At 64.7% G+C, this 15385-nt stretch carries 10 protein-coding genes and 4 tRNA genes; all 14 read right to left on the bottom strand.

Features of this window, described 5'->3' with window-relative positions:
* Positions 1-86 precede the first annotated feature (86 nt).
* Positions 87-4301: a DNA-directed RNA polymerase subunit beta' gene (gene rpoC, locus AC3WQA_RS12195; RefSeq protein WP_492675313.1), complete on the bottom strand. Its 4215-nt coding sequence runs from the start codon at positions 4299-4301 to the stop codon at positions 87-89.
* 163 nt (positions 4302-4464) lie between these two features.
* The gene (gene rpoB, locus AC3WQA_RS12190) at positions 4465-8625 is read right to left on the bottom strand and encodes a DNA-directed RNA polymerase subunit beta (protein WP_492675312.1); all 4161 of its coding nucleotides are present in this window, start codon (positions 8623-8625) and stop codon (positions 4465-4467) included.
* 326 nt (positions 8626-8951) lie between these two features.
* Complete coding sequence (gene rplL / locus AC3WQA_RS12185) at positions 8952-9320, bottom strand: 50S ribosomal protein L7/L12 (protein WP_492675311.1); 369 nt, start codon at positions 9318-9320, stop codon at positions 8952-8954.
* A gap of 47 nt (positions 9321-9367) precedes the next feature.
* Entirely contained in the window at positions 9368-9892 is a 525-nt protein-coding gene (gene rplJ, locus AC3WQA_RS12180; protein ID WP_492675310.1) for a 50S ribosomal protein L10, read from the bottom strand.
* Positions 9893-10227: 335 nt separating this feature from the next.
* The gene (rplA, locus tag AC3WQA_RS12175; protein WP_492675309.1) at positions 10228-10935 is read right to left on the bottom strand and encodes a 50S ribosomal protein L1; all 708 of its coding nucleotides are present in this window, start codon (positions 10933-10935) and stop codon (positions 10228-10230) included.
* Between the two features lie 3 nt (positions 10936-10938).
* Positions 10939-11367, bottom strand: a complete 429-nt coding sequence (rplK, locus tag AC3WQA_RS12170) for a 50S ribosomal protein L11 (protein ID WP_492675308.1) — start codon at positions 11365-11367, stop codon at positions 10939-10941.
* Positions 11368-11697: 330 nt separating this feature from the next.
* Positions 11698-12258, bottom strand: coding sequence for a transcription termination/antitermination protein NusG (nusG, locus tag AC3WQA_RS12165; RefSeq protein WP_492675307.1), 561 nt, complete (start codon positions 12256-12258; stop codon positions 11698-11700).
* Positions 12259-12270: 12 nt separating this feature from the next.
* Positions 12271-12660 (bottom strand): preprotein translocase subunit SecE, encoded by a 390-nt coding sequence (secE, locus tag AC3WQA_RS12160; RefSeq protein WP_492675306.1) that lies wholly within the window; start codon positions 12658-12660, stop codon positions 12271-12273.
* Between the two features lie 74 nt (positions 12661-12734).
* A tRNA-Trp gene (locus AC3WQA_RS12155) sits at positions 12735-12810 on the bottom strand.
* 108 nt (positions 12811-12918) lie between these two features.
* A complete protein-coding gene (gene tuf / locus AC3WQA_RS12150) occupies positions 12919-14109 on the bottom strand; it encodes an elongation factor Tu (protein ID WP_492675305.1) in 1191 nt (396 codons plus the stop codon).
* A 70-nt stretch (positions 14110-14179) separates the two neighbouring features.
* Positions 14180-14255 (bottom strand) — tRNA-Thr (locus AC3WQA_RS12145).
* Between the two features lie 138 nt (positions 14256-14393).
* A tRNA-Gly gene (locus AC3WQA_RS12140) sits at positions 14394-14467 on the bottom strand.
* A gap of 228 nt (positions 14468-14695) precedes the next feature.
* A tRNA-Tyr gene (locus AC3WQA_RS12135) sits at positions 14696-14781 on the bottom strand.
* A 92-nt stretch (positions 14782-14873) separates the two neighbouring features.
* Positions 14874-15362 carry an acyl-CoA thioesterase gene (locus tag AC3WQA_RS12130; RefSeq protein ID WP_492675304.1) on the bottom strand — a complete coding sequence of 163 codons (489 nt, stop codon included), beginning with the start codon at positions 15360-15362 and terminating at the stop codon, positions 14874-14876.
* Positions 15363-15385 lie beyond the last annotated feature (23 nt).

Below are 15385 nucleotides of genomic sequence, written 5' to 3'. Positions count from 1 at the left end.
AGCCAATGCCCGCCCTCCTTGACCCGAACACGAGGCGCATCCCTGCGCCTCATTTCGTATGTCTGGCGAGTCAGTCCGCCAGGGACTTACTCGGCATCCGCATCGCCAGCGGCCGGCGCCTCGGCGAACGAGACGGTGGCAGCAGCACCGGATAACGTCTCCAGCTCCGAGGCGGTCAAGCCGCCTTGGTTGCGGCGCGCGTCATGGTAGGCCAGACCCGTGCCTGCAGGAATGAGACGTCCGACGATAACATTTTCCTTCAAGCCACGCAAGGTATCGCGCGTACCGCGAACCGCTGCCTCGGTGAGGACGCGGGTGGTTTCCTGGAAGGAGGCCGCCGAGATGAACGACTCGGTCGCCAGCGAGGCCTTGGTGATACCCAGCAGCACCGACCCGTAGCCCGCCGGACGTTCGCCCTTGGCTTCCGCACGGTCGTTCTCGGCATTGATGCGCACCCGCTCCACCTGCTCGCCGCGCAGGTAGTGGCTGTCGCCAGCCTCGGTGATCTCGACCTTGCGCAGCATCTGGCGAATGATCGCTTCGATGTGCTTGTCGTTGATCTTCACACCCTGCAGTCGATAGACGTCCTGGATTTCCTTGACCAGGTAGGTAGCCAACGCCTCCACACCCTTCAGACGCAGGATGTCGTGCGGGCTGGGCTCGCCGTCCACCACGGTTTCGCCCTTCTCCACGTGCTCGCCTTCGAACACGATGACCTGGCGCCACTTCGGGATCAGCTCCTCGTGCTCGTTGCCGTCGGCGTCCTTGATGATGAGGCGCTGCTTGCCCTTGGTGTCCTTGCCGAAGCTGATGACGCCCGAACGCTCGGCCAGTACCGCCGGCTCCTTCGGCTTGCGTGCCTCGAACAGGTCGGCCACGCGCGGCAGACCGCCGGTGATGTCGCGGGTCTTGGAGGCGTCCTGCGGGATACGCGCCACCACGTCACCCACGCCCACCGCCGCGCCATTCTGGATCGACACGATGGCGCCGGCTGGCAGCATGTACTGCGCCGGCACGTCGGTGCCCGGCAACTTGAGCTCGCGACCCTGCGCGTCTTCCAGGCGCACGATGGGGCGCAGATCCTTGGCCGCCGTACCACGACGCTTGGGGTCGGTGACCACCGCCGATTCCAGGCCGGTCAACTCGTCGGTCTGGTTCTGCACGGTGATGCCATCGACGAAGTCGATGAAGCGCACCACGCCCGCCACTTCGGTGACGATCGGATGGGTATGCGGATCCCAGTTGGCCACGACCTGGCCGGCCTTGACCGCCGCGCCGTCCTTGACCGCGATGGTGGCACCGTAGGGCACCTTGTAGCGCTCGCGCTCGCGGCCGTTGGCATCGCGCACCGATACTTCGCCCGAACGCGACACCGCCACCAGGTGACCCTGGGCGTGCTGCACGGTCTTGATGTTGTTGAAGCTCAGCGTGCCGGTGGTCTTCACCGTCACGTTGTCCACGGCGGCGGCTCGCGACGCCGCGCCGCCGATGTGGAAGGTACGCATGGTCAGCTGGGTACCGGGCTCGCCGATCGACTGCGCGGCGACCACGCCCACGGCCTCACCCATGTTGACCAGGTGGCCACGCGCCAGGTCGCGGCCGTAGCACAGCTTGCACACACCGTGGCTGGCGGCACAGGTGATTGGCGAGCGCACCTTGATGGCCTGCACGCCGGCCTTGTCGAGCTTTTCGACCAGCGCCTCGTTGAGCAGGGTGTCGCGCTCGACAATGGGCTGGTCGTCGTTGCCGGGGGCGTAGACGTCCTCGACCACCACGCGGCCCAGCACGCGGTCGCGCAGCGGCTCGACCACGTCGCCGCCTTCCACGATCGGCTGCATCATGATGCCGTTCTCGGTGCCGCAGTCGTCCATCGTGATGACGACGTCCTGCGCCACGTCGACCAGGCGACGGGTGAGGTAACCGGAGTTGGCGGTCTTCAACGCGGTATCCGCCAGGCCCTTGCGGGCGCCGTGGGTCGAGTTGAAGTACTGCAACACGTTCAGGCCTTCGCGGAAGTTGGCCTTGATCGGGGTCTCGATGATCGAGCCATCCGGGCGCGCCATCAGGCCGCGCATGCCGGCCAGCTGACGAATCTGCGCCACCGAACCACGCGCGCCGGAGTCGGCCATGATGTACAGCGAGTTCATCGACTTCTGGGCCACCTGCTTGCCCGTGCTGTCGGTCACCGTCTCGGTGCCGATGCCATCGATCATCGCCTTGGCCACCAGCTCATTGGTGCGCGACCAGATGTCGACCACCTTGTTGTAGCGCTCGCCGGCGGTGACCAGGCCCGACTGGTACTGCTGCTGGATCTCGACGACTTCCTTCTCGGCTTCCTCGAGGATCGCCTTCTTCTCGACCGGGATCTTCATGTCGTCGATGCCGATGGAAATGCCGGCGCGCGTGGCGTAGCGGTAGCCGGTGTACATCAGCTGGTCGGCGAAGACCACGGTTTCCTTCAGGCCCAGGCGGCGGTAGCTGGCGTTGATGAGACGCGAGATCGCCTTCTTGGTCAGCTCGGTGTTGGCCAGCTCGAAGGGCAGGCCCTCGGGCAGGATCTCGGCCAGCAGCGCGCGGCCCACGGTGGTTTCCACCAGCTTGATTTCGCTGGTGCGCGTGCGGTCGGCGGCGATGTGCGTGAGCTTCAGGCGCACCTTGCACTTGGCGTGCAGTTCCACCACGCGGTTGTCGTAGGCGCGGCGCGCCTCGCTGATGGAGGAGAACACCATGCCGGTGCCCTTCGCGTTCACCAGCTCGCGGGTCATGTAGTACAGGCCCAGCACCACGTCCTGGGTCGGCACGATGATCGGCTCGCCGTTGGCGGGCGACAGGATGTTGTTGGTGGACATCATCAGCGCGCGCGCTTCCAGCTGCGCCTCGATCGACAGCGGCACGTGCACGGCCATCTGGTCACCGTCGAAGTCGGCGTTGAACGCCGTGCAGACCAGCGGATGCAGCTGGATCGCCTTGCCTTCGATCAGCTTCGGCTCGAACGCCTGGATGCCCAGACGGTGCAGCGTCGGCGCGCGGTTCAAGAGCACCGGGTGCTCGCGGATCACCTCTTCGAGGATGTCCCACACCTGGCCTTCCTCGCGCTCGACCAGCTTCTTGGCCGCCTTGATGGTGGTGGCTTCGCCACGCGCCTGCAGCTTGGCGAAGATGAACGGCTTGAACAGCTCCAGCGCCATTTTCTTGGGCAGGCCGCACTGGTGCAGGCGCAGCGTCGGGCCCACGGTAATCACCGAGCGGCCGGAGTAGTCCACGCGCTTGCCGAGCAGGTTCTGACGGAAGCGGCCCTGCTTGCCCTTGATCATGTCGGCGAGCGACTTCAGCGCGCGCTTGTTGGTGCCGGTGATGGCACGGCCACGGCGGCCGTTGTCGAGCAGCGCATCCACCGACTCCTGCAGCATGCGCTTCTCGTTGCGCACGATGATGTCCGGCGCGGAGAGTTCGAGCAGGCGCTTCAGGCGGTTGTTGCGGTTGATGACACGGCGATACAGGTCGTTCAGGTCGGAGGTCGCGAAGCGGCCACCGTCCAGCGGCACCAGCGGGCGCAGATCCGGCGGCAGCACCGGCAGCACGGTCAGCACCATCCACTCCGGCTTGTTGCCCGACTGCAGGAAGGCCTCGATCAGCTTGACCCGCTTGGTCAGGCGCTTGAGCTTGGTTTCGGAGTTGGTGGAGGCGATCTCTTCCTTCAGGCGGATGACTTCGCCCGGCAGGTCGAGCGACTTCAGCAGTTCGTAGACCGCCTCGGCGCCCATCCGCGCGTCGAACTCGTCGCCGTGCTCTTCCACCGCTTCGAGGTACTGGTCCTCGCTAAGCAGCTGGCCACGCTCCAGCGCGGTCAAACCCGGGTCGATCACCACAAAGGCTTCGAAGTACAGGATGCGCTCGATGTCACGCAGGGTCATGTCCAGCATCAGGCCGATGCGCGAGGGCAGCGACTTGAGGAACCAGATGTGCGCGGTGGGACTGGCCAGCTCGATGTGGCCCATGCGCTCGCGGCGCACCTTGGCCAGCGTCACTTCGGTGCCGCACTTCTCGCACACCACGCCGCGGTGCTTCATGCGCTTGTACTTGCCGCACAGGCACTCGTAGTCCTTCACCGGGCCGAAGATCGCGGCGCAGAACAGGCCGTCACGCTCCGGCTTGAAGGTGCGGTAGTTGATCGTTTCCGGCTTCTTCACTTCGCCGTACGACCACGAGCGGATCAACTCGGGCGAGGCCAGCGCGATCTTGATCGAATCGAATTCCTTCGTTTCGCGCTGCTGGTTGAACAGGTTGAGCAGGTCTTTCATTTGAAGTCTCCGGTCGGAGCTGATGCTTTGGTCGGGGTCCGCGATGGAAACGGGGTTTCGGTTGCCGGAACCGGAAACCCGGGGGTCGAACCTGGCAGGGCGTAGCCGTGTGGCTTTCCGGCCCTTACCGGGTTCCGAGTCCCGAGTCCCGAGTCCCGACCAATCACTTGACCTCTTCCAGATCGATGTCGATGGCGAGCGAGCGGATTTCCTTCACCAGCACGTTGAAGGACTCCGGCATGCCCGCGGACATTTCGTGGTTGCCGTCGACGATGTTCTTGTACATCTGGTTGCGACCCTGCACGTCGTCGGACTTCACCGTCAGCATTTCCTGCAGGGTGTAGGCCGCGCCGTAGGCTTCCAGCGCCCAGACTTCCATTTCGCCGAAGCGCTGGCCGCCGAACTGCGCCTTGCCGCCCAGCGGCTGCTGGGTGACCAGCGAGTACGGGCCGGTGGAACGCGCGTGCATCTTGTCGTCGACCAGGTGGTTGAGCTTCAGGTAATGCATGTAGCCCACGGTGACCGGGCGGTCGAACGCCTCGCCGGTACGACCGTCGTACAGCACGGTCTGGCCCGACTCGGGCAGGTCCGCCAGCTTCAGCATCGCCTTGATCTCGGTTTCCTCGGCGCCGTCGAACACCGGCGTGGCCATCGGCACGCCTTCCTGCAGGTTCTCGGCCAGCGCGCGGATCTCGTCGTCGGTGAGCGACTTCAGATCCACGTGCTGCACCGCGCCGGCGACGTGGTGGTTGTAGATCTGGTCGAGGAATTCGCGGATCTGCTTGACCTTGGCGTCCGCCTCCAGCATCTGCTGGATCTTCTTGCCCAGGCCCTTGGCCGCCCAGCCCAGGTGCACTTCGAGAATCTGGCCGATGTTCATACGGCTGGGCACGCCCAGCGGGTTCAGGCAGATATCCATGGAGGTGCCGTTGGCCATGTGCGGCATGTCTTCCACCGGCACCACGTTCGACACCACGCCCTTGTTGCCGTGCCGGCCGGCCATCTTGTCGCCCGGCTGGATGCGGCGCTTCACGGCAAGGAACACCTTGACCATCTTCAGCACGCCCGGCGCGAGGTCGTCACCCTGGGTGATCTTGGCCTGCTTCTCCTTGAAGCGCTTGTCGAACTCCTCGCGATGGCGCTTGACCTGCTCGGAGGCGCGTTCGAGGAACTCGGTGACGGCCTCGTCCTTGACGTTGATCTTGAACCAGTCGTCCTTCTTCAGGCCGTCGAGGTAGGCGCCGGTGATCTCGGCACCGCGCTTCAGGCCGCCCGGGCCGCTCATCGCGCTTTGCCCGACCAACTGGACGCGCATGCGGTTGTAGATCGCGCCTTCGAGGATGCGGAACTGGTCGTCGAAATCCTTGCGGATACGCTTGACCTCGGTTTCCTCGATCTGCTTGGCGCGTTTGTCCTTCTCGATGCCGTCGCGGGTGAACACCTGCACGTCGATGACGGTGCCGTCCATGCCGGGCGACACGCGCAGCGAGCTGTCCTTCACGTCGGATGCCTTCTCGCCGAAGATCGCGCGCAGCAGCTTCTCTTCCGGCGTGAGCTGGCTTTCGCCCTTGGGCGTGACCTTGCCGACCAGGATGTCGCCGGCCTTCACCTCGGCGCCGATGTAGACGATGCCGCTCTCGTCGAGTCGGGCCAGCGCCTGCTCGCCCACGTTCGGGATGTCGGCGGTGATTTCCTCGGCGCCCAGCTTGGTGTCGCGCGCGACGCAGGCCAGCTCCTCGATGTGGATCGAGGTGTAGCGGTCTTCCTGCACGACGCGCTCGGAGAGCAGGATCGAGTCTTCGAAGTTGTAGCCGTTCCACGGCATGAACGCGATCAGCATGTTCTGGCCGAGCGCGAGCTCGCCCAGGTCGGTCGACGAACCGTCGGCCAGCGTGTCGCCCTTCGCCACCACGTCACCCACGTTCACCAGCGGGCGCTGGTTGAGGTTGGTGTTCTGGTTGGAGCGGGTGTACTTGGTCAGTGTGTAGATGTCGACGCCGGCATCGCTCTCGCCGATCTCGTCCTCGTTCACGCGCACCACGATACGGCCGGCGTCGACCTGGTCGATCACGCCGCCGCGCTTGGCGGAGACGATAACGCCGGAGTCGCGCGCCACCGCGCGCTCGATGCCGGTGCCGACCAGCGGGGTCTGCGAACGCAGGGTCGGCACGGCCTGGCGCTGCATGTTCGCGCCCATCAGCGCGCGGTTGGCGTCGTCGTGCTCAAGGAAGGGCACCAGCGCCGCCGCCACCGACACGGTCTGCATGGGCGAGACGTCCATGTAGTCGACCTCGGCGGCCGGGCGCAGCTCGGATTCGCCGCGGAAACGGCAGGAGACGAATTCCTCAATGAACGCACCGTGCTTGTCCAGCGGCGAGTTCGCCTGCGCGATCACATGGTCGCCTTCCTCGATCGCCGAGAGGTAATCCACCCGATCGGTGACCTTGCCGTGGGCCACTTCGCGGTACGGCGTTTCCAGGAAGCCGTACTGGTTGGTGCGCGCGTACACGGCGAGCGAGTTGATCAGGCCGATGTTCGGGCCTTCCGGCGTCTCGATGGTGCAGACGCGGCCGTAATGGGTGGGGTGCACGTCGCGCACTTCGAAACCGGCGCGCTCGCGGGTCAGGCCGCCTGGGCCCAGCGCGGAGACGCGGCGCTTGTGGGTGACTTCCGACAGCGGGTTGTTCTGATCCATGAACTGCGACAGCTGCGAGGAGCCGAAGAACTCCTTCACCGCCGCCGCTACCGGCTTGGCGTTGATCAGGTCCTGCGGGGTGAGGCCATCGGCCTCGGCCAGGCTCAGGCGCTCGCGCACCGCGCGCTCCACGCGCACCAGACCGATGCGGAAGGTGTTTTCCGTCATCTCGCCGACGCTGCGCACGCGGCGGTTGCCGAGGTGGTCGATATCATCCACCGTGCCGTGGCCGTTCTTGATCTCGATGAGCACCTTCAACACGTCGAGGATGTCCGAGCTGGCGCCCAGTTCCTTGACCAGGCGCTGGCACTCTTCTTCCTTGCGCTCGCCGAAATACTTGTGGTCGTACAGCACGCCGGAACCGGCGATTTCCTGGCGGCCCACACGGCGGTTGAACTTCATGCGACCCACGGCCGACAGGTCATAGCGGTCGAAGGTGAAGAACAGATTGTGGAACAGGTTCTGCGCGGCATCCTTCGTCGGCGGCTCGCCCGGGCGCATCATGCGGTAGATCTCCACCAGCGCCTCCAGCGGCGTCTTGGTGTTGTCGATGCGCAGGGTGTGCGAGATGTAGGCGCCGCGATCGAGATCGTTGACGTACAGCGTCGGCACCGTCTCGATGCCGGCCTTGCGGAAGTTCTCCAGTTGCTCGGCGCTGATCTCGTCATTGGCCGAGGCCAGCAGCTCGCCGGTCTTGGCATCGACGATGTCGGTGGCGAGGATGCGGCCCACCGGGTAGTCGTCCGGCACTTCCAGCGCAGTGATGTTCTCGGCCGCGAGCTGGCGCACGTGGCGCGCGGTGATGCGCTTGCCAGCTTCCACCAGCACCTTGTCGCCCACGCTGAGGTCGAAGCTGAGGGTTTCGCCGCGCAGGCGCTCGGCCACCAGCTCCAGCGTGGTGCCACCCTTCTTGCCGAGGTGGAACACGTTGTGCTCGAAGAAGATGTCCAGCATCTCCTGGTTGTTGTAGCCGAGCGCGCGCAGCAGCACCGTCACCGGCAGCTTGCGGCGGCGATCGATACGGGTGAACAGCGCGTCCTTCGGGTCGAACTCGAAGTCCAGCCAGGAGCCGCGGTAGGGGATCACGCGGGCGGAGAACAAGAGCTTGCCCGAGCTGTGCGTCTTGCCGCGGTCGTGATCGAAGAACACGCCCGGACTGCGGTGCAGCTGCGAGACGATGACGCGCTCGGTGCCGTTGATGATGAAGGTGCCGGTGTCGGTCATGAGCGGGATCTCGCCCATGTAGACCTCTTGCTCCTTGACGTACTTCACGGCCTTGCGCGACGCCGGGCTGTCCTTGTCGTAAATCACCAGACGCACGGTGACGCGCAGCGGCGCGCCGAAGCTCATGCCGCGGTTGCGGCATTCGCGCTCGTCGAAGCCGGGCTCACCCAGGCGGTAGTCCACGTATTCCAACGCGGCGTTGCCCGAATAGCTGACGATCGGGAACACCGACTTCAAGGCGGCATGCAGACCCTTGTCCTCACGCTTCTTCGGCGCGACGTGCTCCTGCAGGAACTCCCGGTAGGAGTCGGTCTGGATGGTCAGCAGGTTGGGCACGCCCAGCACGGGCGGCCGCTTGCCGAAATCCTTGCGGATGCGCTTCTTCTCGGTAAACGAGTAGGTCATGGGTTGACGCCTCGGTTCGCAGTGGCGCCGGTGGTGTGACGCACCGGCTGAATGATGAAGGGGCGATCTGGGGGATCGCGGTTGGGGACTCATGCTTCGAATCCGCAGCCGCCATGCCTCAGAGCAAAAGCTTCCGTGCCTTATGTGTCTGAAATGGGCTCCTGCCCATTTCAGACTCACCCGCCAAAGGCGGGCTCCGTTGGGCAGGCGCCAGGGCGCCTGCCCAACGACGGGCCATCCTGGCCCTTAAGCGGCCAAAGCCCGGGAGCTTTCGCTCCCAGGCTTGGGCTTGCGCTGGGTCGGACTGCCGGCGCGCAAGGCGCCGATTACTTCAGTTCGACCGTGGCGCCGACAGCTTCCAGATCCTTCTTGAACTTGGCAGCATCTTCCTTCGACACGGCTTCCTTCAGGACGCCACCAGCCTCGGTGAGATCCTTGGCTTCCTTCAGGCCCAGGCCGGTGATGGCGCGGACGGCCTTGATGACGTCGACCTTCTTGTCGCCGGCGCTCTTCAGGATCACGTCGAACTCGGTCTGCTCTTCGGCGGCCGGGGCGGCAGCGCCGGCGGCAGCCGCGGCCACCGGGGCGGCGGCGGAGACGCCAAACTTCTCTTCGATGGCCTTCACCAGCTCCATCACTTCCATCAGCGACTTTGCGGCGACGGCGTCAACGATCTGTTCGTTGGTCAGGGACATTGTGTATTACCTCTGGAAAGGGATTTCGTACGGATACGTCGTCGGAATCAGGCAGCAGCCGGGGCTTCGGCAGCGACTTCGCCGCCACCCTGCTGGTCGGCCACGGCCTTGATGGCACGAGCGAACATCGCAGCCGGTTCGGCCAGCACGCGGGCCAGCATGGCCAGCGCTTCGTCGCGGGTCGGCAGCGAGGCCAGCACGTCGACGTGAGCTGCGGGCAGCAGCTTGCCTTCCACCGAGACGACTTTCGCCTTGAGCTTGTCGTTGGTCTTGGCGAACTCCTTGATCAGGCGACCGGCGGCGCCGGGCTCCTCGGTCGAGAACGCGTACAAGAGCGGACCGGTCAGGACGTCCTTGACGACCTCGAACTCGGTACCCGCCACAGCGCGCGACGCCAGCGTGTTCTTGACAACCTTCAAGAACACACCGGTCTCACGGGCCTTCTTGCGCATCGCGGTCATCTGAGCGACCGTGGTGCCCGCGTACTCGGCAGCGACCAGGGAGTGAGCCTTCGCGGCGACTTCTGCCAGTTCGGCGACGACTTCTTGCTTCTGGGTCAGATTGAGAGCCATTGCACTCCTCCAAATGAACTCCGCTCACGGCTCCTGCCGCTTGCGGTCCTGGGCGACGCCATCCGTGACGTCGGGGACGCGAAGCATCCCGGGTGGTGGCCTTTCCGGACGTATCGAACGATCCAGTACGGGCAGCACCATCTGCGCAGGCCGACCCCAGCGGAGTCGATTAAGCGGGCGAGCTTGCGGCGACGGCGATTCCCTGCCAGAGCGAGCCTCCTGCCCGTCGTCGCGGCTTGCCACCCGCGCCTGCGGTCTTTGACGGCCACCCCGGCGAACCGGGGCTGCCCTCAAAAACGTCCCGCGCGGCGGTGGCCGCACGGGGAAAAACGGTCTTACTTGGTCGCGATGCTCAGCGAGGCGGTATCCACCACCACGCCCACACCCATCGTGCTGGAGAGGGCGACCTTCTGCAGGTACTGCCCCTTGGCCGTGGCCGGCTTGGCCTTCAGCAGGTCGTTGACCAGCGCATTGAGGTTGTCGGCGAGCTGCGCGGCCTCGAAGGTGGCCTTGCCGATGGTGGCGTGGATGATGCCCGCCTTGTCGTTGCGGAACTTCACCTGGCCCGCCTTGGCGTTCTTCACCGCGGAAACCACGTCGGCGGCGACCGAGCCATCCTTCGGGTTCGGCATCAGGCCGCGCGGGCCCAGCAGCTGGCCCAGCTTGCCGACCACGCGCATCGCGTCCGGCGTGGCGATGACGCGACCGAAATCGAGCTCGCCGGCCTGCATGCGCTCGGCCAGGTCGTCCATGCCCACGGCGTCGGCACCGGCGGCCTTGGCGGCCTCGGCCTTCTCGCCCGGCGGGCAGAACACGGCGACCTTGATGGTCTTGCCTGTGCCGTGCGGCAGCAGCGAGGAGCCGCGCACGCCCTGGTCGGACTTCTTGGCGTCGATGCCGAGGCGCACGGCCACGTCGACGGATTCGGCGAATTTCGCCTTGGCGTTGTCCTTGACGATCTTCAGGGCCTCGTCGAGACCGTAGACCTTGCCGGGCTGCACCGCGGCCTGGGCGGCCTTCATACGCTTGGTGATCTTTGCCATGTCTTAACCCTCCACCACCAAGCCCATGCTGCGCGCGCTACCGGCAATGGTGCGCACCGCAGCGTCCAGATCGGCAGCCGTCAGATCCGGCTCCTTCAGCTTGGCGACGTCCTCCAGCTGCTTGCGGGTGATCTTGCCGACCTTGTCGGTGTTCGGCTTGGACGAGCCCTTGGCGACACCGGTGGCCTTCTTGATGAGGATGGTGGCCGGCGGGGTCTTGGTGATGAAGGTGAAGCTGCGGTCGGAGTAGGCCGTGATGATGACCGGAATCGGCAGACCCGGCTCCAGCTTCTGCGTGGCGGCGTTGAACGCCTTGCAGAACTCCATGATGTTCAGGCCGCGCTGACCCAGCGCCGGGCCGACCGGCGGGCTGGGGTTGGCCTGACCGGCCTTGACCTGCAGCTTGATGTAACCGACAACTTTCTTTGCCATGGAATTTTCCTCGCGAGTTCAGGCGCCTGGCGGCTCCTCGCTGTGCAACATCCTTGATTGGGAGGGGAACCCGCAACCCTGTGGATTCCTGAAACACGGACACGCCGGATCGAAAGACCCCGGCGGGAACCGTGCAGTATAGGGATTGAGCAGCCCGCTAGCAAGCCCTGTGCCGAATCACCCTCTACTCTTCCGGGAAGAACCAGGGGTGGACGAAGGGACAAGCTGGCGCCAACGGCAGGCCAAGGCGCCTTGAATCAATCTTTACGCAAGCCCCATCTCAAGGCCGGCGCGCGGGCAATGCCGCCTCGCACGCGCGCCACAGCCAGATCAGGCCTTCTCGACCTGGCCAAACTCCAGCTCGACCGGGGTGGAGCGACCGAAGATCAGCACCGCCACGCGCAAACGACTCTTCTCGTAGTTGACTTCCTCGACCACGCCATTGAAGTCGTTGAACGGGCCTTCGGTGACACGCACCATCTCGCCCGGCTCGAACAGCACCTTGGGGCGGGGCTTTTCGACGCCCTCGCGCACCCGGCTCAGGATGGTCTCGGCCTCGCTGTCCTTGATCGGCAGCGGCTTGTCGGCGGTACCGCCGATGAAACCCATCACCTTGGGGGTTTCCTTGATGAGATGCCAACACTCATCGTCGATGCGCGGCACCTTGCCCTCGGTATTGGTCTCGATCTGCACCAGCACGTAGCCGGGGAAGAACTTGCGATCGCTGCGGCGCTTCTGGCCGCCGCGCATCTCGATCACTTCTTCGGTGGGTACCAGCACTTCGCCGAATCTTTCTTCCATGCCGGCGCGCGCGATACGCTCGACCAGTGCCCGCTTCACCTGATTCTCGAAGCCCGAATAGGCGTGCACCACATACCAACGCTTGCTCATGGCTTTCTACCCTTACAGCTTGAGCAGCCAGTCGAGGATGACCGACTTGAGGATCAGATCGATCAGCCCCAGCAGCAGCGACAGGATGATGACCACCAGGATGATGACACCCGTGGTTTTGATCGTCTCGTCGCGCGTCGGCCAGACCACCTTGCGCATTTCGAACTGCGACTCGGCCATGAAGTGCCGCACACGGCGCCCCAGCCCGGTGAAAGCGGCAATCGACAGCGAAATCACCAACGCCGCCAGCACACCCAACAAGCGTGCCACCGGTGGCACGCGGGTATCGTTGCTGAACCACGAATACGCCACGATGCCAGCCACCAGGATCACGGCGGCCAGCACCAGTTTGCCGATATCGACGACGCTCGTGCCCTTGGGCTGTTCTGCCTTGGTATTCATGCGTAGCTCGCGGGGGCCGGAACCGGAAGAACGCGTCCGGTTACGCTACCACCCGTCATCGACCCTCGGATGTTTGGCACGCCAGGAGGGACTCGAACCCCCAACCTGCGGTTTTGGAGACCGCTGCTCTGCCAATTGAGCTACTGGCGTAAAAAATGAAAAAAGGGAATAGAGCATCAGGGATGAAAGAAGCCGGAAAGCGCGAACCGCGAGTCTTTCCGATTTCCTGTTCCCTTATCCCTATTCCCTGCATTCTAACTACTTGATGACCTTGGCCACCACGCCGGCGCCGACGGTGCGGCCGCCTTCGCGGATGGCGAAGCGCAGGCCTTCGTCCATCGCGATCGGGTGAATCAGGCTCACCACCATCTTCACGTTGTCGCCAGGCATCACCATTTCCACGCCTTCCGGCAGCTGCACCGCGCCGGTCACGTCGGTGGTACGGAAGTAGAACTGCGGGCGGTAACCCTTGAAGAACGGCGTGTGACGACCGCCCTCTTCCTTCGACAACACGTACACCTCGGCCTCGAAGTCCGTGTGCGGCGTGATCGTGCCCGGCTTCGCCAGCACCTGACCGCGCTCCACGTCGTCGCGCTTCAGACCGCGCAGCAACAGGCCCACGTTGTCGCCCGCCTGGCCCTGGTCCAGCAGCTTGCGGAACATTTCCACGCCGGTCACCGTGGTCTTCTGGGTCGGACGAATGCCCACGACCTCGATTTCCTCACCGACCTTGACGATGCCGCGCTCCACGCGTCCGGTCACCACCGTGCCACGGCCGGAGATCGAGAACACGTCTTCCACCGGCATCAGGAACGGTCGATCCAGCGCACGCACCGGCTCCGGAATGTAGCTGTCCAGCGCATCGACCAGCTTGATGATCGACGGCACGCCGATCTCGCTCTGGTCGCCTTCCAGCGCCAGCTTGGCCGAACCGTGGATCATCGGCGTGTCGTCGCCCGGGAAGTCGTACTTCGACAGCAGCTCGCGCACTTCCATCTCGACCAACTCGAGCAGCTCGGCGTCGTCCACCATGTCCGCCTTGTTCAGGTAGACCACGATGTACGGCACGCCCACCTGGCGCGACAGCAGGATGTGTTCGCGCGTCTGCGGCATCGGGCCGTCCGCGGCCGAGCACACCAGGATCGCGCCGTCCATCTGCGCCGCACCCGTGATCATGTTCTTCACGTAGTCGGCATGGCCCGGGCAGTCCACGTGCGCGTAGTGGCGCAGCGGCGACTCGTATTCCACGTGCGCCGTCGAGATCGTGATGCCGCGCGCCTTTTCTTCCGGCGCCGCGTCGATCGCGTCATAGGCCTTGAACTCGCCACCGAAACGCTCCGCGCCAACCTTCGTCAGCGCCGCCGTCAGCGTCGTCTTGCCGTGGTCCACGTGACCGATCGTGCCCACGTTCACGTGGGGCTTGGTGCGCTCGAACTTGCCCTTTGCCATACGCTTGAATCCCGGTGATATCAGAGTGAAAAGCAACCGCCCGGCACGGACGATTGCTGCATGGAAAGAATGGTGCTCATGACTGGAATCGAACCAGCGACCTCTTCCTTACCAAGGAAGTGCTCTACCGACTGAGCTACATGAGCAAAATTTTCGGATCTTCCGTGACCGTTTCGGTTGGCCCGGCAACCCTGCCCGGCCCTGCAATTGTTTCAGCCGTGCTCCTTGGCCGCAAGTCACCAGCCTCCTGCCGGGAGTCGATGTTCGCGCGCGAGAACGTTCAATGGAGCGGGAGACGGGAATCGAACCCGCACCATCAGCTTGGAAGGCTGAGGTTCTACCGTTGAACTACTCCCGCCCGGCGCGCCGCCCGCCATCTATCAACCTCGATCGACAGCCAGCCGCAAACTTGCGTGGAACCAACTGGTGGAGGAACTGGATTACTGCGGGCATCCTGCCCTCCGCCCCTCCGGGGCCGCGCCGCCTTCGCGTCGCGTTCCGACTCGCTCCCGGCGAATCGGCCGAACCGTTGCTTCATTTCGGTGGTTCCAATCCACCTCCATGAAACGTTTCGCAGCCTTGAACTTGGTGGAGGGAGGTGGATTCGAACCACCGAAGGCGTAAGCCAGCAGATTTACAGTCTGCCCCCGTTGGCCGCTTGGGTATCCCTCCAACAAAGAACGCGTATTGTGTGGATAGCGCCGCGCGCTGTCAACACCTGAAGGCCGAAATCGCCGCCCGGAACCGCCGTTTCCCCTCCACCCTCAGGCGGTGGGTGTCTGCGCATCCACAGCCAACTGCTCCATGCCGCGCGACAGTTCCAATAGCTTGCGAGCCTGCGCCTGCAGCTGGCGCTCGGCCTCGTTGCGCGGCTGCCAGGGCGGCACAGGTGTGGGTTTGCCGTCGGGTGCATCCAACGCCACGAACACCATCACGCAGCTGGTGGCCAGCCGTTCCGCACCATGGCGCAGGTCGCTGGCCATCACGTCCACCGCCAGGTGCATGCTGGTGGTGCCGGTGTGGATGAGGCGCGCGCGTACCGCCACCAGGTCGCCGATCAGGATCGGCGCCACGAACTGGATGCCGCTCACCGACACGGTGACGCAATACGCCCCGCTCCACGCCACCGCACACGCATAACCGGCCTGGTCGATCCATTTCATCGCCATGCCGCCGTGCACCTTGCCACCGAAGTTGACGTCGGTAGGCTGGGCGAGAAAGCGGAAAGTCACTTCGTGCTGCTGGCCTGGCATGTGGACTCCGGTCGCGGCGGCGG

This window comes from Rhodanobacter sp. FW106-PBR-R2A-2-24 (genome assembly GCF_058789615.1).
The sequence above is the reverse complement of the archived record's forward strand: the minus strand, read 5'-3'. Positions and strand labels throughout refer to the sequence as shown.

Excerpts from the sequence above, each read along its gene's own strand:
- rpoC (WP_492675313.1), bottom strand. The coding sequence starts at position 4,301 with ATGAAAGACCTGCTCAACCTGTTCAACCAGCAGCGCGAAACGAAGGAA.
- rpoB (WP_492675312.1), bottom strand. The coding sequence starts at position 8,625 with ATGACCTACTCGTTTACCGAGAAGAAGCGCATCCGCAAGGATTTCGGC.
- rplL (WP_492675311.1), bottom strand. The coding sequence starts at position 9,320 with ATGTCCCTGACCAACGAACAGATCGTTGACGCCGTCGCCGCAAAGTCG.
- rplJ (WP_492675310.1), bottom strand. The coding sequence starts at position 9,892 with ATGGCTCTCAATCTGACCCAGAAGCAAGAAGTCGTCGCCGAACTGGCA.
- rplA (WP_492675309.1), bottom strand. The coding sequence starts at position 10,935 with ATGGCAAAGATCACCAAGCGTATGAAGGCCGCCCAGGCCGCGGTGCAG.
- rplK (WP_492675308.1), bottom strand. The coding sequence starts at position 11,367 with ATGGCAAAGAAAGTTGTCGGTTACATCAAGCTGCAGGTCAAGGCCGGT.
- nusG (WP_492675307.1), bottom strand. The coding sequence starts at position 12,258 with ATGAGCAAGCGTTGGTATGTGGTGCACGCCTATTCGGGCTTCGAGAAT.
- secE (WP_492675306.1), bottom strand. The coding sequence starts at position 12,660 with ATGAATACCAAGGCAGAACAGCCCAAGGGCACGAGCGTCGTCGATATC.
- tuf (WP_492675305.1), bottom strand. The coding sequence starts at position 14,109 with ATGGCAAAGGGCAAGTTCGAGCGCACCAAGCCCCACGTGAACGTGGGC.
- AC3WQA_RS12130 (WP_492675304.1), bottom strand. The coding sequence starts at position 15,362 with ATGCCAGGCCAGCAGCACGAAGTGACTTTCCGCTTTCTCGCCCAGCCT.